25 protein-coding genes and 1 pseudogene are annotated in these 22623 nt (G+C 46.3%); 9 read left to right on the forward strand and 17 right to left on the reverse strand.

Annotated features, from left to right (window positions below):
- Window position 1 precedes the first annotated feature (1 nt).
- Together KNO95_RS10855 and KNO95_RS10860 are read right to left on the reverse strand one after the other, a co-directional pair.
- Window positions 2-427 carry a DMT family transporter gene (locus KNO95_RS10855; RefSeq protein WP_214878999.1) on the reverse strand — a complete coding sequence of 142 codons (426 nt, stop codon included), beginning with the start codon at window positions 425-427 and terminating at the stop codon, window positions 2-4.
- Window positions 428-537: 110 nt separating this feature from the next.
- The gene (locus KNO95_RS10860; RefSeq protein ID WP_026824637.1) at window positions 538-1197 is read right to left on the reverse strand and encodes a type 1 glutamine amidotransferase domain-containing protein; all 660 of its coding nucleotides are present in this window, start codon (window positions 1195-1197) and stop codon (window positions 538-540) included.
- Between the two features lie 375 nt (window positions 1198-1572).
- Between KNO95_RS10860 and KNO95_RS10865 the strand changes: the two genes are divergently transcribed.
- Window positions 1573-2676 (forward strand): glycerol dehydrogenase, encoded by a 1104-nt coding sequence (locus KNO95_RS10865; RefSeq protein ID WP_026824638.1) that lies wholly within the window; start codon window positions 1573-1575, stop codon window positions 2674-2676.
- Window positions 2677-2693: 17 nt separating this feature from the next.
- On the opposite strand, the gene KNO95_RS10870 is transcribed toward KNO95_RS10865, so the two are convergent.
- Both KNO95_RS10870 and KNO95_RS10875 read right to left on the reverse strand, forming a co-directional pair.
- On the reverse strand, window positions 2694-3161 hold the full coding sequence (locus KNO95_RS10870) for a hypothetical protein (protein WP_026824639.1): 468 nt from the start codon (window positions 3159-3161) through the stop codon (window positions 2694-2696).
- Window positions 3162-3216: 55 nt separating this feature from the next.
- Complete coding sequence (locus tag KNO95_RS10875) at window positions 3217-3435, reverse strand: hypothetical protein (protein ID WP_026824640.1); 219 nt, start codon at window positions 3433-3435, stop codon at window positions 3217-3219.
- Window positions 3436-3609: 174 nt separating this feature from the next.
- Here KNO95_RS10875 and KNO95_RS10880 point away from each other — a divergent pair, with 174 nt between their 5' ends.
- Both KNO95_RS10880 and KNO95_RS10885 read left to right on the forward strand, forming a co-directional pair.
- Complete coding sequence (locus KNO95_RS10880; protein ID WP_214703593.1) at window positions 3610-4449, forward strand: M15 family metallopeptidase; 840 nt, start codon at window positions 3610-3612, stop codon at window positions 4447-4449.
- A 76-nt stretch (window positions 4450-4525) separates the two neighbouring features.
- On the forward strand, window positions 4526-4864 hold the full coding sequence (locus KNO95_RS10885) for an antibiotic biosynthesis monooxygenase (protein ID WP_214700854.1): 339 nt from the start codon (window positions 4526-4528) through the stop codon (window positions 4862-4864).
- Here the strand turns inward: KNO95_RS10885 and KNO95_RS10890 are convergent.
- From KNO95_RS10890 to KNO95_RS10900, 3 genes are all read right to left on the reverse strand, one after another.
- Complete coding sequence (locus KNO95_RS10890; protein ID WP_026824643.1) at window positions 4844-5545, reverse strand: CBS domain-containing protein; 702 nt, start codon at window positions 5543-5545, stop codon at window positions 4844-4846. The two genes, KNO95_RS10885 and KNO95_RS10890, sit on opposite strands and share 21 nt — an antisense overlap.
- Window positions 5546-5842: 297 nt before the next feature.
- On the reverse strand, window positions 5843-7321 hold the full coding sequence (locus KNO95_RS10895) for an HD-GYP domain-containing protein (protein WP_214703592.1): 1479 nt from the start codon (window positions 7319-7321) through the stop codon (window positions 5843-5845).
- A gap of 123 nt (window positions 7322-7444) precedes the next feature.
- Complete coding sequence (locus tag KNO95_RS10900) at window positions 7445-9196, reverse strand: mechanosensitive ion channel (protein ID WP_026824645.1); 1752 nt, start codon at window positions 9194-9196, stop codon at window positions 7445-7447.
- 210 nt (window positions 9197-9406) lie between these two features.
- Here KNO95_RS10900 and KNO95_RS10905 point away from each other — a divergent pair, with 210 nt between their 5' ends.
- The 4 genes from KNO95_RS10905 to KNO95_RS10920 all read left to right on the forward strand — a co-directional run bounded on the left by KNO95_RS10905 (window position 9407) and on the right by KNO95_RS10920 (window position 11974).
- Window positions 9407-9820 carry a methylglyoxal synthase gene (locus KNO95_RS10905; protein WP_026824646.1) on the forward strand — a complete coding sequence of 138 codons (414 nt, stop codon included), beginning with the start codon at window positions 9407-9409 and terminating at the stop codon, window positions 9818-9820.
- Between the two features lie 2 nt (window positions 9821-9822).
- Window positions 9823-10725 carry a hypothetical protein gene (locus KNO95_RS10910; RefSeq protein WP_251125163.1) on the forward strand — a complete coding sequence of 301 codons (903 nt, stop codon included), beginning with the start codon at window positions 9823-9825 and terminating at the stop codon, window positions 10723-10725.
- Between the two features lie 115 nt (window positions 10726-10840).
- Window positions 10841-11356: a YflT domain-containing protein gene (locus tag KNO95_RS10915; protein ID WP_026824648.1), complete on the forward strand. Its 516-nt coding sequence runs from the start codon at window positions 10841-10843 to the stop codon at window positions 11354-11356.
- A 12-nt stretch (window positions 11357-11368) separates the two neighbouring features.
- On the forward strand, window positions 11369-11974 hold the full coding sequence (locus KNO95_RS10920) for a YflT domain-containing protein (protein ID WP_026824649.1): 606 nt from the start codon (window positions 11369-11371) through the stop codon (window positions 11972-11974).
- 226 nt (window positions 11975-12200) lie between these two features.
- Here KNO95_RS10920 and KNO95_RS14505 read toward each other — a convergent pair.
- The 4 genes and pseudogenes from KNO95_RS14505 to KNO95_RS10940 all read right to left on the reverse strand — a co-directional run.
- Window positions 12201-12314 (reverse strand): annotated as a pseudogene (locus KNO95_RS14505) (hypothetical protein); the annotation flags it as partial.
- Window positions 12315-12568: 254 nt separating this feature from the next.
- Window positions 12569-13531: a 2-hydroxyacid dehydrogenase gene (locus KNO95_RS10930; RefSeq protein WP_214879001.1), complete on the reverse strand. Its 963-nt coding sequence runs from the start codon at window positions 13529-13531 to the stop codon at window positions 12569-12571.
- 48 nt (window positions 13532-13579) lie between these two features.
- Window positions 13580-14722: a YcjF family protein gene (locus KNO95_RS10935; protein WP_214879002.1), complete on the reverse strand. Its 1143-nt coding sequence runs from the start codon at window positions 14720-14722 to the stop codon at window positions 13580-13582.
- 14 nt (window positions 14723-14736) lie between these two features.
- On the reverse strand, window positions 14737-15855 hold the full coding sequence (locus KNO95_RS10940; protein WP_214703589.1) for a GTPase: 1119 nt from the start codon (window positions 15853-15855) through the stop codon (window positions 14737-14739).
- Between the two features lie 79 nt (window positions 15856-15934).
- Here KNO95_RS10940 and KNO95_RS10945 point away from each other — a divergent pair, with 79 nt between their 5' ends.
- Together KNO95_RS10945 and KNO95_RS10950 are read left to right on the forward strand one after the other, a co-directional pair.
- Window positions 15935-16324, forward strand: a complete 390-nt coding sequence (locus KNO95_RS10945; protein ID WP_214703588.1) for a VOC family protein — start codon at window positions 15935-15937, stop codon at window positions 16322-16324.
- 93 nt (window positions 16325-16417) lie between these two features.
- A complete protein-coding gene (locus KNO95_RS10950) occupies window positions 16418-17218 on the forward strand; it encodes a formate/nitrite transporter family protein (protein ID WP_026824654.1) in 801 nt (266 codons plus the stop codon).
- A gap of 48 nt (window positions 17219-17266) precedes the next feature.
- On the opposite strand, the gene KNO95_RS10955 is transcribed toward KNO95_RS10950, so the two are convergent.
- From KNO95_RS10955 to KNO95_RS10980, 6 genes are all read right to left on the reverse strand, one after another.
- Window positions 17267-18739, reverse strand: coding sequence for an alanine/glycine:cation symporter family protein (locus tag KNO95_RS10955; RefSeq protein ID WP_214700845.1), 1473 nt, complete (start codon window positions 18737-18739; stop codon window positions 17267-17269).
- A gap of 270 nt (window positions 18740-19009) precedes the next feature.
- Complete coding sequence (locus tag KNO95_RS10960) at window positions 19010-19177, reverse strand: hypothetical protein (RefSeq protein WP_015880321.1); 168 nt, start codon at window positions 19175-19177, stop codon at window positions 19010-19012.
- Between the two features lies 1 nt (window position 19178).
- The gene (locus KNO95_RS10965) at window positions 19179-19382 is read right to left on the reverse strand and encodes a YwbE family protein (protein WP_015880320.1); all 204 of its coding nucleotides are present in this window, start codon (window positions 19380-19382) and stop codon (window positions 19179-19181) included.
- 57 nt (window positions 19383-19439) lie between these two features.
- A complete protein-coding gene (locus KNO95_RS10970; protein ID WP_214700843.1) occupies window positions 19440-19778 on the reverse strand; it encodes a hypothetical protein in 339 nt (112 codons plus the stop codon).
- A 54-nt stretch (window positions 19779-19832) separates the two neighbouring features.
- Window positions 19833-21488: a glycoside hydrolase family 13 protein gene (locus tag KNO95_RS10975; protein ID WP_214879064.1), complete on the reverse strand. Its 1656-nt coding sequence runs from the start codon at window positions 21486-21488 to the stop codon at window positions 19833-19835.
- 132 nt (window positions 21489-21620) lie between these two features.
- Window positions 21621-22382 carry an alpha/beta hydrolase gene (locus KNO95_RS10980; RefSeq protein ID WP_214703586.1) on the reverse strand — a complete coding sequence of 254 codons (762 nt, stop codon included), beginning with the start codon at window positions 22380-22382 and terminating at the stop codon, window positions 21621-21623.
- Window positions 22383-22623: the final 241 nt, after the last annotated feature.

The following is a 22623-nucleotide window of genomic DNA, read 5'->3' on the forward strand; positions in this document are numbered from 1 at the left end:
CTTACGCAAATGTATAAATCCCGATACCAAAGATCATCAAGACGAGTCCCATGACCTGTCCCGTGTTGACCGGCTTCCGTTTGACACCAAACCAACCGTTCAAATCGATGATAAAGGCTCCTACTAATTGTGCCACAAGCAATACACAGATTGCCCACGTCACACCCAACTGTTGAATCGCCGTCAATTCGCCGAATACAACGAATACACCGAATAGTCCACCCAAACTATAATACCAAGGTACGCGTTTAAAGGCAGTTAAATCTGCGTCTCGATTAAAAAAATAGATGGCGAGCGCTAACAGAAGTCCGACAAAGTGGACGATCGTGACAGACATCCACGCCCCTACCGCATCTCCCAATTTCGCGTTGAAGATTCCTTGTAGGGCGATAAATGTCCCAGATAATACAGCGAATAGAATTCCCATGTCATCCCCCTTTCTCTCCGTATGACTTTACGAAAAGAAAAATGACTTGAATAGGACATATGTCCAATATTAAAAAAAGCAACTTCGAATCATCGAAGTTGCTTGATATATTATCCGAGTAATTTGACAAGCTCTTTCCCGACCGCTTCAGAAGATTGAGGGTTTTGACCAGTAACGAGTCGATCGTCAACAACCACGTTCACCGCCCAATTGTCAGCTCCCTTGAACTGTCCACCTTCATTACGTAATCCCGTCTCGAGTAAGAACGGAACAGCAGAATCAAGTTGCATTTCTTTTTCTTCAGCGTCAGTGAATCCTGTCACTTGTTTGTCTTTAACGAGCGGCTCATCGTTGCTGAGCTTCACATTGACCAATCCAATGGGTCCGTGGCAAACCGCCCCGACAATATTGCCATTTTCGTATACGTTGCGGACAACGCGTTGTAACGTTTCATTTCCTGGGAAATCAACGACCGTCCCGTGACCTCCTGGTAAATAAACGGCATCGTATGGTTCGTCTGCCACTTGATCGAGGCGAGCCGTATCTTTGAGCAATTCACGCGTATTTAATATATCTTCTGACAAGCCATCCTCTAAACTATTCGCATCGATTGGCACGTCTCCACCTTCGATACTTGCGACCGTCACTTTGTATCCTTCTTTTTCAAACAATAAGTAAGGAACGGCAAACTCTTCAAGCCAAAGTCCCGTTGCATGACCATTTGATAATTGATTCGCTGACGTTGTGACAATCAGTACATGTTTCGACATACTCAATTCCTCCTTCAAAAAAATCAACATACGACTCTAATGTTCCCGATTCATCATCTGTTAAACCCGGTGAGCTGCTTCGATGTCATAAGGTAGTTCTTTTTTTAACCTGGTGATTTATTCATCCTGCCTTTTTCCTTTAACCTTCTATACTGAAGGTGAGTTGCTATTTCGCCCTATGAAGGAGACATCCGCTATGACGAAACGAATAAATGATTGGGGGTTTCTCATTGTCGTCGCCATCATCATCCTGTTACTTGTGCTCGGTCAGTTGCCAATCTTCATGTAATCTTCACGGCCATTCGTTCACAAACTGTAGTATGATGTCGTTGTAAGCACTTACAATAAACCCAATAGGAAAGGATGAATTTCACTATGTCAGAACGTATTTTCATCAGTCCGGCTAAGTATGTGCAAGGGAAACAAACGATCGATCGCATCGGAGAGTTTGTCACTCACTTCGGTTCAAACGCTTTACTCATAGCGGATGATATCGTGTGGGATTTAGTAGGCGAACGCGTGACACAGTCTCTGCAGTCGAGTGATATCAAGGCGACAAAAGCAGATTTTGTCGGAGAAGCATCAAAGCATGAGATTACTCGCATCGCCACAGACGCTAAAGAGAACGGTACAGCGTTCGTTATCGGCCTTGGTGGCGGCAAGACGCTCGATACGGCAAAAGCGGTCGCAGATGAATTGGATGCCCGCATCGTCATTGTACCGACCATCGCCTCTACAGATGCGCCGACAAGCGCATTGTCGGTCATTTATACAGATGAAGGTAATTTCGAAAGCTATCGGTTCTATAAAAAGAATCCAGATCTCGTTTTAGTGGACACCGAGTTGATTGCACAGGCGCCGCCACGTTTCCTTGCGTCAGGTATTGCCGATGCATTGGCTACGTGGGTCGAAGTGCGAAGCGTCCTTACATTTGGAGGCAAGACGATGGCCGGTGGTGTCCCGACGCTTGCGGCGGAAGCGATTGCTGAACGATGTGAAGAAGTTCTGTTCACGTACGGCATTCAGGCGTATGAGGCCGTCAAGGCAAAAGTTGTGACGCCTGCGCTCGAAGCCATCGTTGAAGCCAATACACTATTAAGCGGTCTCGGCTTTGAAAGCGGTGGCTTGGCTGCGGCCCACGCTATTCACAATGGATTCACCGCGTTAGAAGGAGACATCCACCATTTGACGCACGGTGAAAAAGTTGCTTTCGGAACACTCGTACAACTCGCACTCGAAGGGCGTCCTCAAGAAGAATTCGAGCAATATGTTGCCTTTTATATGGCGCTCGACTTACCGGTCACACTCGAAGATATTAAATTAAAGGATGCGTCTCGAGAAGATATCTTGAAAGTCGGGAAGGCGGCCACGGCAGAAGGCGAAACGATTCATAGCGGTTTCGATGTCACGCCTGAAGAAGTTGCAGACGCGATCATCGCGGCTGATCGCTACGCCCGTCTTTATCAAGAGCGTTTATGAAAACAGCGAGAGGAAGCTCACACGGCTTCTTCTCGCTGTTTTTTGTTTAGGAAGAATGATAAGAGAATTCCGACTCCCATACAGCCGACTGTCAGAAAAAAGAACGTCAGCTGGTTCATGTAAATGATATTTGTGAATTGATTCCATCCTTCTGCGTACGACTCATTGGCTGACAAACGAATCCCTTCTCGAAGAGACACTGCCTGAGAGTGATTCGTCATCCAAGCGATGGCGGCCATGATGAAACTTCCGATTGCTAACCCAATCTTTCCAATCGGTCGGACGGATGCGACGACTCGATGCGTCAAACGGATGGTGACCCAAATGAACAATAAAAGAAACGGCCATCCGATCAAGAGAGCAATCCAGTACAGATTCCCTTCACTCGGTGTCTCCGAATAAGGGGTCGTCATCACTTCGCCGAGCTTAAAGATTCCAAACGTGATCAACGTCACGATAAACCATGCCTTTATTAACTTTTCCATCTCAACACCTCGTCCTTAGTATAGCAAAAACACCGTATGCGTCTGCATACAGTGTTTAGTCTTTCGGTCGGATGGCATAATAAATCAAGATGACAAGCCACGTCCAAACTCCTGTGAAAATCCCGATAATTCCGATGATGAAAAAACCTAACGGAATCATCGATTTCGTTCGATTGTAGTCCTTCCACATATTCGATAGCCCTTTAATATTAAAGTATAAAAAGGCAAAGAACAGGACGAGCAATAACAGTGGTAATCCAAATAAGACTTCCATTCGCTCACTCCTTTCTACGATTTCATTCGTTATGTTTATTGTATCTGATTTGGTACCTCGTTTCATCGGACCCAAGCTGTATCCTTATCCGACCTAAAGATGGATAAAAGATGCTCAGTCCATCAAGAAAACGGGAAAAGGAACATCATCTAACTCATGAGGAGGCGTTTCGCCATGAAGTCCCTGCGTATTTTGATCATTTGTCTGCTCCTGTTTCAGACGTCGCCGGTGACAGCGGCATCATCGTCCCCACAACCAGGCTATACAATCAAAACAACCTATTTATACGGTCGGGCGATGCAATCTTCTCCCGTACTAAAGACGTTACGAACGAATGTCCCTGTTCGTTACACCACTTATAACCGAAGCTGGTCGAACGTCTACATCGGAAATACGAAATACTTCACTCCATCTGCCAACTTAAGAGCCGGTATACCTAAAATGCCTTCTGCCGACCGTTTACGACTCGTCAACAAAAAATATGGTCTCCCGTCCACTTATCGTTCCCCACAACTTGTCACCTTAACCGTCCCAACTGTTTATCAAAAAGGAAGCGAACGTACATTGATGACAGCGGAAGCCGCTTACGCGCTAGCGAAACTGTATTACGCAGGTCGAAAGCAAGGTCATACGTTATACGCCCTTAGCGCCTACCGATCTTACTCGACCCAAAAATCGCTCTATGCCTATTACGTCAATACTCGCGGAGTCGCATACGCTTCAAAATATGTGGCACGTCCCGGTCACAGTGAACATCAAACCGGTCTAGCGGTTGATATGACGAGTCAACGGATGCGTCTAGGGTTATATGCCTCCTTTGACCAATCGCCTGAAGGAAAGTGGATGATTCAAAACGCCCATCGATATGGATTCATTGTCCGCTATCCGAAAGGAAAAGAAAAAATTACCGGATACAATTACGAGCCTTGGCATTTGCGTTATGTCGGGGTCAATGAAGCGACGATGATGAAGCAGAAGAACTGGACGTTTGAAGAATGGTGGAGCAAACGTTGAGTGAGCATCCTTTTTCAAGCATTTCCCCATTCAAGTTATAATGGAGTCATCTTATTCGTATAGGGGGAAATGTGTGATGTGGATTGTGATGAACAAACTAGATGTTGAAAAAGGAAAAGCCGATGCGGTCAAAGCACGCTTCGAAACGACAAAAGGAATCGAAGCGATGGATGGCTTTGTCCGGATGCAAGTGTTGACGGATACGTCCGATGTGGCGATGGATCATGTCGTCATCATGACCACATGGCGTGATGCGGCAAGCTTTGAGAACTGGCGCGACAGCAATGCCTACAAGCACGCCCATAAGAAACGAGATGACGGGACGTCGGAAGTAAAACCAATCGTCCTCGGCAATACTGTGACTCAATATGATGTCGCCATCGAGCATCTCGCATCAACGGAGAGCGTTCAATAAGTCTTGAGGACGAATGATGCCGAGTAGCGGTTCATCCGGACTACCCGTCTTCGTAATAAGAAGTGCGTCGTAGCGCGCACCTTCTTTCATTTGAGTGAAGCTGTGTTGCGCCTCGATGACCGTCGTGTCTTTTTGAATGAATCGATACCGATGCATATGCGGGTCGTGATGAAGCACATGTTTCACGCGAACTCCTTTGAGTGATAAGTTGGTTCCGTCGATGGTTTCGGCCAGCCAACTTGTCACTCCTTTTTTCGTCAACAAACCACGCCAAGAGCCGTTGGCGTGATATACAGGGAACTGTGAGTAATTCTTATCACGAATTTCTCGAAGCACTTCCGTCAAAAAATCTTCGGACTGAAACGTCACCACCGATTTCGCAAATAAAGGAATGACGAGACGGGGATGAAGCAGCTCTTGCTCCACTTCTAAAATCAATTCAACGAGCGACTCATGTGGCTCTGCGATAATAAAATCAGGTTCCCGCCGCTCATGGACGATGGCATTTCGCAGTTGACTCATTTGATGTAAATCTTCTTTATAGCGGTCGATGATTGGATTTTGTTTCGCAAGACGATTCACCATATTGCTAAAACTAAAATGCTTACCATTTCCCATTTCTCGACTCAAGTAGTCTTCAATACGGTGGTAAGATGCTAAAAAGTCTTCAGCACGACTCATGTAATCAACCTCCTTAACGATACATGTATACCCTCTTTTTCATCATTTGAGCAGGAAACCGTCGATTCACTCCGAATGACTTTAAGATCATCTTGATTATTGAGGAGATCTGTCATGGCTACTTCTGTACCATCAACACCTAAAGTTTCACCACCACCCACGTTTCCGGCGGGGTGACGGGAGGGATCCCCGTCGCAATTGGATAATCCCGTTTGCCGTCGCCTTTGGTGCTGTATTCGGGGTATACGCCTTTCGAACCATACTAAAAGGAGCGACACACAAGGTGCTGCTCCTTTTTTATGCCGAGATGGCTTCCCTACGAAGCTGTACGAACAGATCTACAAATTCTGCGTCCCATTGCGTTCCACGCCCACTCTCTAAAATTGAGAGCGCCTTTTCAATCGGCATGCCTGAACGATATGGGCGGTCTGACGTCATCGCGTCATACGCATCGGCAATGGCCATGATTCTTCCAAACAGCGGAATATTCTCTTCGCTTAAGCGATCCGGATACCCTTTCCCGTCGATTCGCTCATGATGTGACCGAACGCCGGCCAAAATTGGCTGAAGTGATGTGGGTAAATGAATTTGACTCAAAATATGAATCCCGATTGTCGGATGTTCCTGAATTTTTGAAAACTCTTCATCTGTCAATTTCCCTTCCTTCAACAATACATCATCGCGAATCCCGATTTTCCCGATATCATGAAGAAGTGCCGACTTATTGAGTAAATCGATTTGGGTACTCGACAAACTAAGTGCATGGGCAAGCTCGACCGAGTACATCGCTACACGCTCCGAATGTCCTGCTGTGTAAGGGTCACGTGCATCGAGTGTTGCCGCAAATAAAATGAAGAGACTATCTAAAAGTTGCGCGTTTTCCTGTTCCCGCTTATTTACTGTCTCTACCATTTGATTGAATCCACCAATCAATCGGGCGAACTCATCTAAGTACGGATTCTCGATTTTTTGAAGTTGTCCCGACTCCATTTGTTCGATACCTGATGTCAAAAATCCGATGGGGCGTTTGATATTGTCATACAACAAGAAACTGCACAAAACTGCAATTCCAATGATGATTATGAGAATAATGAATGCCCAGTTCCAGTACGTATCTATCCGTGTCGATGTCGAAAGTTGTACACTTGAAGCCAACATAAATAATAGGATGGGAAAGACACCCGTAATGAGCATGCTAATCAATAATTTTGTTCGCACACTGAACGACTGATATGTTGTTTGGACCGGTTGGCGATACAACTCATAGTGTCTCTCTTTCATATACACAAGTAATGGCTCGACTGACCGAACCGTTAAAAAATATTCAATCAACGCATGGAGCACGGCAATCATCACGGCACCGATTGCGGCTAAACCAATCAAACGATAGGGTAAATTAATCCAATCATTATAGATGCAAACAGTCGTTACGCCGATAGCCGGGATGGATAGTCCAAACAAATGAGGACCGAGAATCCGCTGTATCGTCAAAATCGGAAATCGGCTCGCCTGATCAAACGCTGATGTCAATTCGTCCATTGTCGAGGACTCGGTCGTAAAGAACTGTCGAATCGGCCGAATATGGCGACGGTATAAGAGTAGTTCAGACGTAATCATGACCACCCCTGAACCTAACATGATGGTCAGAAGTAATAACATCTCTTGCCTTGATAATTCAAGCGTCTGAAAAATAAAGACGCCCCCTACACCAAAAACGGCCAACCCTGAGCCAATCACATAGTTTACAATAAGTGTCCGTTGAAATCGTTCAAACATTCCCCTCACCTCTGTACTCTTTTTCTTCTATCACTGACACTCTTTTCTTTTACTATCGACCGGACTCTTTCTAAGTTGAACACAAAAGCGGACCTCCACATGGGAGATCCGCTAAAAGATAAATTATGGGCGTAATGGACCCTCGTTGTCATCAAGAGAGCGATTGTCTTGGTCTGGAGTGATATTTTCATGGAACGGATTCGATTCCGGTCCGTCAACATGATCATCCTTTGATTCAGAAACATCTCGCTTCATCTCTTGCTTCGATTGTTCCGCTTCACGTTTCGACTGTTCAACACCCTGTTTTGCTTGGCGTTTCGCATCTTCCGCTTCGCGACTCATCTGCTCTTTTTCCTGCTCAAGTCCTTCTTTCGAGACTTCTGTTTCATCGATACGTTGCTCGGCCTTTTTCAAGTAGCGTGCCGCCGTTTCGCGACCGCCAAGACCGAAAGCAAGACCGAAAGCGAGAGCAACGGCTCCAAGAATAAGAAGGAAGGCCGTATTGACAATCATCGGCGCAATGCCGAGCTGACTGATCGCCATGAAGAAGACGAGTCCGAGAATCGCATACTTCGCCACATAGCGAAGCGCGCTCGGTTGTCCCGCTCTATCGACAAGGACACTTCCGACCAAGCGCTCTGCCATGTTAGCCAACCAGAAGCCGATTGCTAAGATGATGAGCGCTGCAATGACCATCGGCAAGTAAGCAAAGATGGCTGTTGCAAGGGACGCCATGAACTCAAGATTCGCGACTTGAAGCGCTTCTGATACGAAGAGTAAAATTACGATGACTTGTACGACCACACCAACCACTTGGGCAATCGACATCGAAGTCGCACGTTCTCCGAAGCCCATTTTTTGAGCCAGTGAATTGACGCCAAGGTTCTCAAGGAGCGATACGACGACACCTTTCAACCATTTCGCGACGAACACACCAACAAGGACGAGCACAATCGCAACGAGAATGTCTGGAATCATGACCAAGACATCATTGAGCATCGCAATCGCTGGTTCAGAGATTCCACGAATATCAAGCGCCTCAAGCGCTGAAATCGTCACAGGAATCATGATGAAGATAAAGACGATTGTACCGATTGCTTTCGCAAGACTCGATCCTTTTACATAATCAGAAAGATGGAATCGCTCTGCTAATCGATTTAACCCTGCTGCTTCTAGGAACTTCGTCAAAATGTCGCGTACAATTTTTGCGACCACATATCCGATTGCGAAGATGAGTGCCGCTGCGACAAGTTTCGGAATGAATCCGAGGAAACTGTTCAACAAGTCTTCGAATGGTCCGCTGACCCCACGAAGTCCGAGTGCATCAAGTACAGCTGGTAACGCTAATAAGAGAACGAGATAGAAGACGATATTTGCGACCGTGTCTACCCATTTCGTTTGGTTGACACTGGTCGATTCTTGTCCCGTCTTTTCCATCAACTTGCTCAAATTCAAGCGATGTCCTGCCATTTGAATCCCTTTTTTCAGAAGGGTAGCGATGACCCAAGCAACTAGTAAGATCAAACCTGCTTTAATGACACCGATAATCAATCCTGAGAAGCCTTCATAAATCTGACTGAACGGCTCGGTAATTGCAGGAACGTTCATAAATTCAAAGATGATTAAGAACGCGAGAAGTAAGACCCCGAAAAACACCACTTTTGCGATAATGCGTTCAGGTGTCCACTTCTCTCCTTTTTCCCCATCTTTTTTAATTCCGGCCCGCTCATCGAGTCGTGCCTTCTTCAATACTTTTCGTGTCACATTTTCCAAAACTTTTGCCAAAATATACCCGACTACAAGAATAACAATTGCCAGCAAAAGTTCCGGTAACCATGACATGAACGAATCAAAGTTATACGTTGTATCGTTCATCAACCCTTCCTCCTTTTTTGTATGAAATGATTGCAGTGTTACTTCTTACATACCTATATTTCAAAACTATCAAACCTCATGAAAAAGGCATTTCTTCCAGATGGCTCTTACGATTCAATGGAAATGGGTACTTAAGTAAGAAAGAAATCGTGTCAAATCACGCGATATATGATACGAATAACAAGAGAAGTCATTTTAGGAGGAATCGCTATGAATATCGCTTTAGTGGCTCACGACAAAAAGAAAGATGATTTAATCGTTCTCATCAAAACGTATGCACATATTCTAGAAAAGCATCAGTTGTTCGCGACCGGCACGACGGGTAAACGAATTGCCGAAGCGACCGGCTTACCTGTACATTGCTTCCGTTCCGGGCCGCTTGGAGGAGACCAAGAAATCGGAGCTGCTGTTGCTCGCGGTGAAATGGATATGATTATCTTCTTCAGAGACCCGCTGACCGCACAGCCTCATGAACCGGACGTGAGTGCGCTCATGCGTCTTTGTGACGTTTATTCCATTCCACTTTCGACGAATATGGGAGGAAGCGAGATTTTGATTCGAAGCATCGAACAAGGTGATTTCGAGTCGCTGAAGCTCTCTCACAATGACGAACCACCTGCCTGACGATGACAAACCAAGAAAGGAGAGGAATCTCCCTGGAACCAAATCTGATTCAAGACCCAAACGTTCAACAGTTTTTCAACGAAGTGCGGAAGCGCCTCATTGAACTGGTTGAAGATGAGACGGAAGCGGACCGTCTTCTGCTTGCACTCGCCGGCTATATCCGTCATGCGGAGAAGAGCGGACAGTCGTTAGACAGTCTTTTAAATCAAGACCCTCACGAGTACGCCCGCTTCCTCATCGAACAACCCGAGACAAATGAAGAATATCGTCTTCGTTACCACGTGTTGATTGATGCTTCTGATGAATTAAAACCTCATGAAAAAGCCCAAGCAAACCGAGACTTCGATTGGACAGTCAATCAACTCGATGAAGCAAACCTTTCTTTAAAAGAGATTGAAGTGCGTGACCTGGCATTTCTCGCCTATACAAAAATCGAAGCACTCAAATCATCGCGCACCATTTGGAACCGTTTCGGCTGGTTACTCGGTATGATTTTGGCATTTGCTTACGCCAACTTACTGCTCGTCATCGATGATGTATTTAGTGGGCGCTTGTTCAGTGCCCCCATGTCGACATATCCGGTCGACTATTTAGCCTTCTTGCTGCCTGTCCTCGTGACCGGTGCCATTTTCGGCATATTGACCCGCTTTCGTCACCATATTCAGACGCTTGGAAGACGCATCGCATTCGCATCCCTCATTGTCGTTGTCTATATCACGTCCATCTTTTTGATTCAACCGCTCTTAATCACACTCGGTTGGTCATTCGTCATTCAATTAAGTCCACTGTATGCGCTCATTTTATTAGCAATCAGTAGCTTCATGGCAATTTGGACATTGATTGAATTCGTATGGAAGAGCACACGCTGTTCACTCGGTGACGATTCGCTTATGCTTTATTACTAAATCTACGCCATTCCTACAAAGGGATGGCGTTTTTTGTTTCAATCGTCGATAGAACGGAAATTACTCCTATTGTGACGCTTGTTGGAGATTGTCGAATTTTTAAAGGGGGTATTCGATGTCAGATCGTAAAATGATTGGTCTGTTTCAGACGGAACAGGAAGTCATACACAAAGTAGAAGAGTTGAAGGCTGCAGGGGAAGCTGAAAAAAATATGCACGTCGTCGCCAAGCGAGACGGCGAAATCTCCGCGCTACGTGACCACACGGATGTGAACGCCGAATCCGGAGTTCGAGACGTGAATTGGCTCGATCGTGTTAAAGCATTCTTACACGGCAGTGACCGAATCCGTGATGAACTGCGCAACATGGGGCTCAATGACGCAGAGGCAGAGCAATACTATGATGCCATCGATGAAGGACAGATTTTACTCTATATCGATCGCCATTCGTATGACCGTTATCCAAATATGTATAAAAAAGATAGCGAACTCGATCATGATAAAGGAGAAAAGGCAGATGGGATTGCCTTTGATGCGAAACCATTCAATGATCATGACAAGAAACCAAAAGGAACAAAAGAGGACCCGATTGTACGCGGTCATTCTGGATTAGAAGATCACCGACGATTATAAGGAGGAACGATTATGAATGAGAAACGATTCATCAGTATGCACGATACACAAGACGCAGCACTTGGAAAAATTGAAGAGTTACGGGCAAAAGGATATGAAGACTCACACATTTACGTCGTGACGAAACATGAAGACAACGTGTCAATCTTGAGACGTGATACGGACGTTCATACAGAGTCGACTCATCAGGCGAGCTGGTTCGATAAAGTTCGGGCTTTCTTGAGTGGACATGAAGACGTTCATGCTGGTTTGCGTAACATGGGACTCAGTGAAGATGAGGTGAAACGTCACTATGACGATGTTGAAGCCGGAAAACTTCTCGTCTACGTGGATGAAGACTTTGAACGCCGTCATCAAGATGGTGTGACAGTCGACGCGAAACCGTATCAAGACGCATCGTCAACACATCTCGGTAGTCACACAGACGATGGTTTAGAAATCGACTCAAAACCATATCAAGAAACTCAAACCGTCGACCCAAGTCATCCGGTAGACCCTGAGCAAGATAAAATTGATAAAGAAACAAAGCAACGTGATCGTGAAGAAAAACTACGTGGGCTCGATGATCGTGCCTACCGTAATGATGTAGAAGATCCAGATAATATCCGACGCTTTTAATAAGAAAGCCTGACGCGTGCGCGTCAGGCTCAGCTTGTTGACGAACCAGGTCGCATCTTGCGACCTGGTTCGTCCTTTTTTGTGGTTCCCAGTTTCTTGAGACGTTCTGCCCCCATAAAATTGAAGAAATGCTATGTAGACAGTCTTTTCTGGCTAACAGATTGGCCAGTTTCTTCATTTTTTGTGCGGTGGCTGCCACCAGATTGGCGCGTTGGACCTTCTTGATCCCCCTGTAGAAGGTGAAACGGAGCCCGTGGAGCTCTTTCCCGTCGGCAATTGAGCGCTCGACCGTCTGTGGACGAAGCCGATAGGCCTGGCTGATCGTCGAATGGTCGGGCACCTTCTCGTCGATGACGGGTGGGATCGGTGTTTACCGTCCCTTTCCCCTTTTGGACAGATTCGAAGTATGTACCGGGCTTTTTCTTCGGCCGTCGAGGCCTCAGAAAAAGACAAACGGTCGCCAGATGACGACCGTTTGCGTTGCTCGCCCGACGGCGCCCCGACTCCTGCAGGAAAGCGTGGGCGCCGGAAAGGCGAGCGATATTATTCATGTTAGTCAACAGCCTGAGCCTGACGCGTGCGCGTCAGGCTTTCTTACGTCAATCGATTCTTCGGTTCTTTCCCTTCGAGCACGTTCTCAATCGCTTCTCGATTCAATGCCATCATCGCCAGACGTGTCCGAATCGAGGCACTTCCGATATGCGGCAATGTTGTCACGTTCGGAAGCTTCAATAATGGATGATCAAGATCGACCGGCTCTTTAGTGAACACATCTAACCCTGCTCCCCAAATCTTCTTCGCCTTTAACGCTTCATACAATGCTTGTTCATCGATGATCTCTCCACGAGCCACATTGATGAAAATCGATGTTTCTTTCATCTTGGCAAACTCTTTAGCTCCGAGCATACCTCGTGTCTCGTCCGTGAGCGGTGCGAGAACGATGACGAAGTCAGATTGCTCCAACAGATCATCGAGCTCTGCATACGTGAAGCCGTACATCGACTCTGACTCATGACGACGTGTCCGGTTGTGATAGAGCACATCCATATCAAATCCTCTCGCCCGGCGTGCGACCGCTTCACCAATCCGTCCCATGCCGATAATGCCGAGCTTCGCTTGATAGAGATCCATCCCGACATATCCCATCGGAAGCCAAGACTTCCACTCGCCAGCACGTAAATCACGTTCGGCCTCACCGAGACGTCGGGCCGTCATCATCATCAGTCCAAACGTCAGGTCCGCTGTCGTTTCCGTCAAGACGTCCGGAGTATTCGTCACGATGACCCCGTTCTCTTTCGCTGCGTTCAAGTCGATATTGTTATATCCGACAGCCAAGTTTGAGACGACTTCTAAATTGTTTGCTGTTTCAAACACTTCACGGTCAATTGTGTCACTAAGCATCGTCCAAAGTGCATGTGCCGCGGCGGCTTCTTTTAGAAGAACTTCACGTGGGACACTTTGTCCCTCATGTTCCCACATGCGTACGTCATAGTGGTCACGAAGTGTTTCGACTGCCTCTTCAGGCAATCGGCGTGTAATATAGATTCGTTTTTTCAACTTTCTCCCCCTCTCTACACTTACTTGTAGTCTAACAAATGAGAGTCGTTATGACGGTTTATCCGTCTTCGGATTTTGTTTCAAGAACTGTTCGAACAGTGAGCCGAACTCTTGATTCAACAACTGCTCAATCGTTTTCGAAGAATCCATTGCGTTTCGATAAGCGATTTCATTGATGGCCAGACCAATTGCCCATGTGATGCCTGATGCGACGGTCGCGTTAATGACGCCGGCCGCCATATTCGCCCCAGGAAAAAATTTCATTACATTTAACAGAAGAGTCTTCGATAACGTTCGACCGATTTGTGGAATGATTGTGCTTCCGATGAGTGTCTTCAGTAAATCGTCACTCGCTTTCACACCCCAATAGCGGAATAAATGAACGCTCATTGTCACCTGGATAGGTGTCAACGCCACCGCATCTGCAAATGGAAGTGGTACTGCAGCAGCTGTTCCCGCGCTCGCCACATAACCTGAAATGATGCGATTCGCCTTTTTACGCTTTAGCTTAAGCATCGCCTCACTTTCTGCCTGAATTTCCATCAGGAGTCCTTCCTGCAAGGATGCATCTAACTGTTCGACCGACCAAACAATCAATCGCTCCCAATCTACATGTTGTCGCAACGCTTCGTTGTTTATGATTTCTCGGGCGATACTCACTTGGAAGATGGATTCCTCTACTACTATTCCATTTAGTTCATTTCGTAGTGCTGTCAGTTCATCCAGGTCTACTTGATCAATTTGAGTAAATAAGACAGCCACAGCCGTTGATTCATTTAGGCGACGAATGAGCGTTTTATCGAGAGGTGTGACGCGCTTCGTTGCGGCATTGATGGTATACCACACGAGATGAATTCGATCAGACGCTTCCTTTCGTCTATTATTCTCCACAAAACCGATGACTTCTTCCTCGTAATGTTGCTGTCGCGCACTTCCGATTTCATACCCTTCGCTGTCAAACAAGGTGACCGCAATGTCATCATTTTTATATTGATGAATCCCTCTTGTGACCGGTTCTCCGGCAGCCACGTTCGTCAAATCACGTCCAAACACATAGTTCACGACCGAACTCTTTCCCGCTCCCGTCGCTCCAGCAATGAGGATATTTGGTTTTTTCACATTTCCACGCAGTCGTTCAAGTTCTGCCTTTAAATCATAATCCTTAAAATCAAACCGCTTCGTCGATTCCATTCTCATTTCCCCCTTTATGAGTTAAGCGTTTGTCCCAGCTGGCGCATCTCGCGCTCAAAACCACGTCGAATCTCTTCTTCAATCGTTTGTCTGACGGATGCATATTGCTGCTCGATGGCTTTTTTAATGCCTCGTTCTGCCGTTCGACGCTTGAATGCCCAGTAAATGAAGTGCACTCCAGGAACCATACCGAGGACCATCTTTCGCACCGTCTTTCCGAACGAATAGTCAAATCCGAGTTCGACTCGCCTTGTCTTGAATAGTTGATTTGCCTGTTCACCGACTAACGGGTACCGTTGCATGAGTTGGATGTAATGACGTACCCCTTCTGCCATCGCATCTTCCGTTGTCAGGGCAGCCTGTTCGAGCGTTTTTTCTAAGTCTTTCTCGATGTTACGCGCTTTCCAGCTGATCATCGCTTGTGGCGTCAGCATGCGAATTTTTTCCGCCGAAGTGATGCTGCGTATTCGCCAATCCTCTAACTCTTCCACCAAATGATTCGTTAGATTGATTGGAAGCTTTCGTTCGATGTCTCTCCAAAGGTTCGTCCGATTACGCTTCCACACCTCTTCATATCCGCTCACCGGGATGCGCTTTCCCGTCAGTAACGTTTTCTCGACACTGTTCACCCGGATGATGTTCTCTTCTTCAATCGGAAGTTCACGCAGCAACACTTGTTCCATCGCCGAGGCTTTCTGTACACTCATCGGATCTTCTTCATTGAAGTTGGTTAAAATGAGAGTGACGTTGCTACCTCGTGCATATAGCGGTTTTAAAATCGACTCGAGCTCGTATGCCTCGACTCGTCCCGACTGTACCGACAGCAAATAGTAAATCGTATGAAACCACTCTGCGATATCGAGCGCCCCTTCGCGCTCATGGACGATAGATAATATTGCTTGGTGCCACTCCTCGGAACGGTCTGCCTCAAGCCCCCATGTATCAAAGAACCGAAACAAGATGCCCCGCTCTAAGTCGTAATACTCGTACTCATGAAGTCCTTCTGAGGTGACCGGACTTCCGGCCCTCGATTCAGCGACGTCGTGTCCGTATATATAGTTAATGAACGCACTCTTTCCAACGCCGGTCTTTCCGGCAATCAAAATATTCGAGACGAGCCCTGTCCGATCCATACGCTACCTCCCCATACGTTGTATAGTTCAATTATACCGAACGGACCGATTTCAAACGTCCATCGAAAGGATGATTCTCATGCTTCACCATGTCGAACTGTACGTATCAAACCTAAATGACAGTGTACGTGCTTGGGAATGGCTTCTATGTGACCAACTCGGATACACGCTCTATCAATCTTGGCCGGAAGGTCGAAGCTATCGTTTCGGCGATACATATCTCGTATTCGTACAGACGGAAGAAGACCATCTCACTCCGTCCTATCACCGAAAAAAGACCGGTCTCAATCATTTGGCGTTTCATGCTACCTCACTCACACAACTAGAAGATATTCGTCAACAGCTGACGTCACACGGCTTCCAAGAGCTTTACGGAGACCGCTTTCCCCATGCAGGTGGTCCGGACTATACAGCGCTGTTTTTCGAAGACCCAGATCGCATCAAAGTTGAACTCGTGGCAACGATGTGAACGGTTTCGTGAGAACTTATTGAAAGTTTGTGAAAACAATTGCAAACTCTACGTCGACCTCCTAGACTGAAAGGGTCTAAAGGAGGTCTTCTTATGGAAAAGCAAGTCATCGATTATATGGAAGAAGCCGCATTTAAAAAATCATCGTTGCTTCAGCATTCATTTTCTAAATATGTGTTACGGTCGATTATCGCCGGCTTTTTAATTGGCATTGGAGTTGTCTTCTCATTCACAGTCGGAAACATGTTCATCGATGTCCCCGGAACGATGCTCATTGCCGGTGCTAGTTTCTCGGTGGCACTCGTCTTCATCGTTTGGATGGGTGGAGAACTATTTACGAGTAATACGATGTATCTCTACACAGGGGCAAAACGGGGACGTGTCGCTTGGTTAGACTTAGCGAAAATATGGGGAATCAGTTGGATCGGCAACTTGATTGGCGCCGTCATTTTATCTCTTCTCGTCATCGGAGCTCACAGTATGGGCGAGGTAACGGGTGATCATTTGCTCGCTGTCGTCGCGGCGAAAAAAATCGGCGGAGATGCCCTTGCGATTTTCCTAAAAGGGATTTTGTGTAACATTCTCGTTTGTCTGGCTATCTTTATGCCACTAAAAACAAATAATGACGTCGCAAAAATCATGCTAACGATGATTCCAGTCGTCGTATTTTTTGCTGCCGGGTTCGAACACTCGATTGCGAACATGGGTGTCTTCGCACTTGCGCTTCACTATGTGCCGTCAGAACTCATCAACTTTAGTGGCGCCCTTTACAATCTATTCTTCGCCACACTCGGTAACATTGTCGGGGGCGCGTTGTTCGTGGCCGGAAGTTACTTGTATTTAAATAAAACTGAAATGGAACAAGCCGTCAAGCCAATCCGCCAACGTGCATAAAAAGACAGGGACCCCAATTAGCAGGGTCCCTGTTTGTTGCGTGATGCATTATGATTTTGAAGCGTCAGCAGCGGCTGTTTGAACAGAACCTTGTGCCACCTCGTCTTCTTCGACGTCCCAGCACTCTGTGTTTTCGATACCGAGTTTACGAGCTGAGAAGCGTGGGTTGAGACCTTGAGCACGTTGCTCTTCGTAGTCTTTAAGAACTTTGAAGGCAACACCACCAAGCAATGTGATGGCTGTGATGTTGATCAATGTCATTCCTGCCATGAAGAGATCAGCGAGGCTCCAAACGAATCCGAGGCTCGCAACCGCTCCGATGAAGACGAATGCCATTGTCGCAAGACGGAATCCAAGGACTGCACCTTTACTCTTCTTGATGAATTCGATGTTCGTTTCACCGTAGTAGTAGCTTCCTGCAATCGAGCTGAATGCGAACAAGAAGACACTGATGGCGATAAATGCCGGGGCGAGTGCTCCGATTTGTTCAGTCAAGGCATTTTGAAGGAGGACAATCCCTTCACCATTCCCTGAAGCGTAGCTATCTGAGAGAAGAATGATGGCTGCAGTTGCTGTACAAACAATCAACGTATCCAAGAATACACCGAGTGATTGAAGGAAACCTTGCTTCGCAGGGTGTGATACTTCAGCTGCTGCTGCAGCGTTCGGCGCAGAACCCATACCAGCTTCGTTCGAGAAGAGTCCACGACGAACACCCATAGAAATCGCAGCACCGATTGAACCACCGACTGCTTCGTCTAAACCGAATGCACTTTGGAAGATCATCGCGAAGACGGCTGGGAGTTCAGCAAAGTTGACAACAACAACGTAGAGCGCGATTACAAGGTACAACACGGCCATGACCGGTACGACGATTGCCGAGAAGTTAGCGACACGTTGTACTCCACCGAAGATGACGAGACCAGTAAGAACAACCAAGATTGCTCCACCGATGACTGCATCGACACCGAATGCGTTATCGAATGCTGCAGCGATCGTGTTCGATTGAACAGAGTTGAAGATGAGGCCAAATGTGACGGCGATGAGAACCGCAAATACGATTCCTAGTGCACGGTTATTCAAACCTTTTTCGATGTAGTACGCTGGGCCACCGCGATAAGCGACATCGTCTTTCACTTTGTATACTTGAGCCAATGTACTTTCAATCATGGCTGTGGCGCCACCGAGAAGGGCGACGATCCACATCCAGAAGACCGCTCCCGGTCCACCGAGTGTGACGGCTACCGTGACCCCTGCAAGGTTACCTGTACCGATTCGAGTCGCAGCACCGATAAAAAATGATTTCATTGGTGTGATACTCTTGCCATCTTTTGATGGTGTCACGTCCGACTTATCCGTGACCGCACGGAACATTTCTTTTAAGTACCGGAACTGCATAAATCGTGTTTTGACTGTGAAATAAATCCCGGCTCCAACGAGTACGGCGATCAATACGTACGACCATAAGATGTTGTTCAAAAAGTCGACGCTTCCTTGTAGCAAACCTTGAATCGCTTCCATGAATAAGTTCCTCCCTGTTGTGTGAATCTGAAGTTGAGATTTTTTATGATGTCTTAGTTCTGAATTATACAAATATTCTGAAAATTATCAACAATTTTTTTTATAGGTTACTTCACTGTTTTTTCACATCAATGAATCATGATTCCTTATACAAACTCATTTAAAGCGCTTACAATAATAATGTTTAGAAATATTAAATCATGATTGTTTTTGATGACCATGAAACGAATATTCAAAAAAAACAGCCACTCTTTTCGAGTAGCTGTCGTCTTAAATACCAGTACGTTTCTTCTGGTTATTTGGTTTTTTCGTCAATTGACTCGTTAATGGTTTTTGTTTCGTACCATGTAAACCTGTCGGAACCTTTGTCTGGTTCTGTTTCTTTTCTGCTAGCTTTTGTTTCATCGCCTCTTGAAAAGATAATTTTTTCTCACTCATCTTACTCACCTCCAGCTTCGATCACTTTCACACGACCGACCTGTCCATCGCTCAAACGCACTTTGATTCCGTGCGGATGACGTGGCGAGTTCGTCAATATATCCTGAACGACGCCTTTCGTCAACTTTCCGCTTCGTTGATCTTGTTTCAAAACGATTTGGACATGGAGCCCTGGGCGAATGTCAGCACGTTTCGTTCCATCCATACCCGACACCCCTTTCCATTTAGTCAATCTCTATCATATGCTCTTTTCCCGTATTTGTCACAGTCTATTCCATATACCGATTTGTCGCATCGTTTCCGTCATGTAACTTTGATCGGTCTGTAGTGTCTTCTCGGGAAGCGGATGATGGAATTGCAAGCTGACTCCTCGATGCGAAAAGATGACGTTGATGATCGTATTTCCATCGATATCATGGAGCGTCGCCGTTCCTTGAAGGGAATGGAAGGCCGAGGCGAACGCCTCTCCAAAATCGAGATACGTTGTCACAGTGGTTACAACACGTTGCTCATCCATCATCAAGTTTACTTGTTCGCGGCTCGCGCTTATGATGACGACTCGTGCTACCTCGTTCCCATTTGAAAATTCAATCGTATGCATCCTCATCTCACCTCACATTCAATAGAGGTACCCTCCTCAGAAGGTACCTCTCTATCATAAACGATATAGACGGGCTGCGAATGGTCGCAACATAAATGTCTCGGTCTCAATCGTCTCCGGATCAATTTCATTCGTCATGACGAGCGTAGCGCCCGCTATTTCTGGAATTGTCACTTCTGCCGGGTTGGCAGTCAAGTTGACGACCACGAAAAATCGATTGTTCTCAAATGAACGTTCATAGACGAAGGCTTGCTTGTGCTCTGGCAAGACGTCACGATAACGACCATACGTAAACGTCTCTTCGGCTCGGCGAAGTCGAATCATCTCCTTGTAGAATGATAGGATTGAGTGTTGATCGTGTTGCTGCGCCTCGACGTTAAGCGTCTCATACTCTTCATGAATCGGCATCCATGGTGTTTTCGTCGAGAAACCAGCATGAGGCGACGCATCCCATTGAATCGGCGTTCGCACGTTGTCACGTGAGGTCCCCCATACTTGTTGCATCGAATCGATTTCACTCATCCCGTTCGCAATCCGTTCGAAATACTCATTTTTTGTCGCGACATCATCATAGTCATGAATGGACGGGAGGGGCACGTTCCTCATCCCAATCTCTTGTCCTTGATAGATGAATGGTGTGCCGTGCATAAAGAAATACATCATCCCAAGAGCCGTGGCACTCTCACGCCAGTAATGTTGCTCATCCCCAACGAGCGAGACCGCTCGCACCATATCATGATTTTCAATGTATAGTGCGTTCCAACCGGTTTCGAGTAAACCTTGTTGCCATTTATCAAAGATTCGTTTCAACTCGACGACATCGAGCGGGGCAAGACGTGACCGTCGCATAATATCGACATGGTCAAAATGAAACGCCATATTCATCGCGCCATTTTCCGGTCCCATCCAAAGATCCGCTGCTTCCGGTTCAATCCCGTTCGTTTCACCAACGGTCATAATATCGTATTTCGAGAAAGTCTCCCGCTTCATCTCTTGAAGGTAGTCATGGATTCCATCGATATTCGAATACATCGAGAACGCCGTGACGACCGGTTTGCCGTCCGGAGATGGAAGCATCGTCCCCGTCGGCATCTTTTTAATGTGACTGATTGCATCGACACGGAATCCGTCGACGCCTTTATCGAGCCACCAATTGATCATATCGTAAACAGCCGTTCGTACTTCACGATTCTCCCAGTTCAAATCAGGTTGCTTCTTCGAGAAGACGTGTAAGTAATATTGATCAGTCTCTGTATCGTATTCCCAGGCAGAGCCGCCAAAGATACTCGCCCAGTTGCTCGGTGGTGCACCTTCTTTACCATCTCGCCAAATGTACCAATCCCGTTTCGGATTGTCTTTCGAACTTTTCGACTCTAGGAACCATGGATGTTCGTCCGACGTATGGTTGACGACGAGGTCGAGCAACAGCTTCATCCCACGCGCATGTACAGCCTTTAGCAAGGCGTCGAAATCTTCCATCGTCCCGAACTCTTCCATAATATCTTGGTAATCACTAATATCGTATCCGTTGTCATCGTTCGGCGATTTATACATCGGACAAATCCAGATGACATCAATCCCAAGGTCTTCTAAGTAATCAAGCTTTTCAATGATTCCACGAAGGTCTCCAATCCCATCCCCGTTCGAATCTTTGAAACTTCGTGGATAGATTTGATAGGCAATCGCCTCTTTCCACCATACACGACTTATTTTTGTTTGTTTCGTTTGGCTGAACAACGTCTCCATACGGCACCGTGCCTCCTACAATAAGGTATGATTCACATCTACCATAGCACTAGTGCAAGCGTTTGCAAAGAATCAGTCCATAAAAAAATGCAGTTTTTACACTGCATTTTGATGATGCGCCCCCACTTGTTCACAGAAGGCCGTGATGAGCTTCGATAAGTGTTTCCAATCATGGTCCATCGTCGCGACGTGATATGAGTTTGGAAGCACGGCGTATTCTTTTGTTCCTTGTAGCTGATCAAACAACCAGATGGAGTCGGAAGGTGGAACCACGTTGTCGACAGCTGAATGAATCACATATGTCGGCACATCCACCGATTCGACGTGAGGTCGCACCTCGTCAATCAGCGAAAGCAATTCTCGGATTGCTCTTGTCGGCACGCGGTCATAGACAATCTCATATACGTCTTCTGCTAAGATGTCGGGCGCGTCTTCGTCGATGAATCGACACTCGGTATCCGACGCATGGCACGCATATCCCGGTACGGACAGTGCGGCATTGATTGTTACGACTGCGTCTGCTTTTCTTCCAAGAGCTGCTTTGAGTGCCAACGTTCCACCCATTGACTGACCGACAACGATGACAGTCTGACAAGATTCACGCAATCGCTCAATTCCTTCGATCACACTCTTATACCAGCATCGATGCGTTGAACATCGAAAATCTTCCGGGTCTGTCCCATGCCCTTTCAAACGTGGTGCGTAAACAGTAAACCCTTGTTTCATCAGTTCAATCCCGACATCTTGCACACTTTGAGGTGTCCCGTTGAAGCCATGACAAAGTAAAATTCCAATCTCGTTTCCTTCATAATAAAATGCGCCTGCTCCAGGAATAACTGGATAAACGGTTTCTTTCATTTCTTCCTCCTCTTAATACACACTTAACCGATATAATTAATTAGTATTAGAAGAGTGTAAATTTTATCGAAGCAATCGTCAAGTTCTTCAGGTTTCATTTACCTTGTCATCAAAATGTAATCATAACTTCGTATTTAGTAGATTGAGTTCTGACGTCTGCTTGGTTATGTTTAACATGTAGTTAAAAACTTGGGAAATGAACGTGTTAATTTTGACAATACACGAATGTTTTTCAAGAAAT

It is taken from the genome of Exiguobacterium sp. ERU653, assembly GCF_018617775.1.
In the GTDB taxonomy this organism is placed as follows: Bacteria; Bacillota; Bacilli; order Exiguobacteriales; family Exiguobacteriaceae; genus Exiguobacterium; species Exiguobacterium marinum.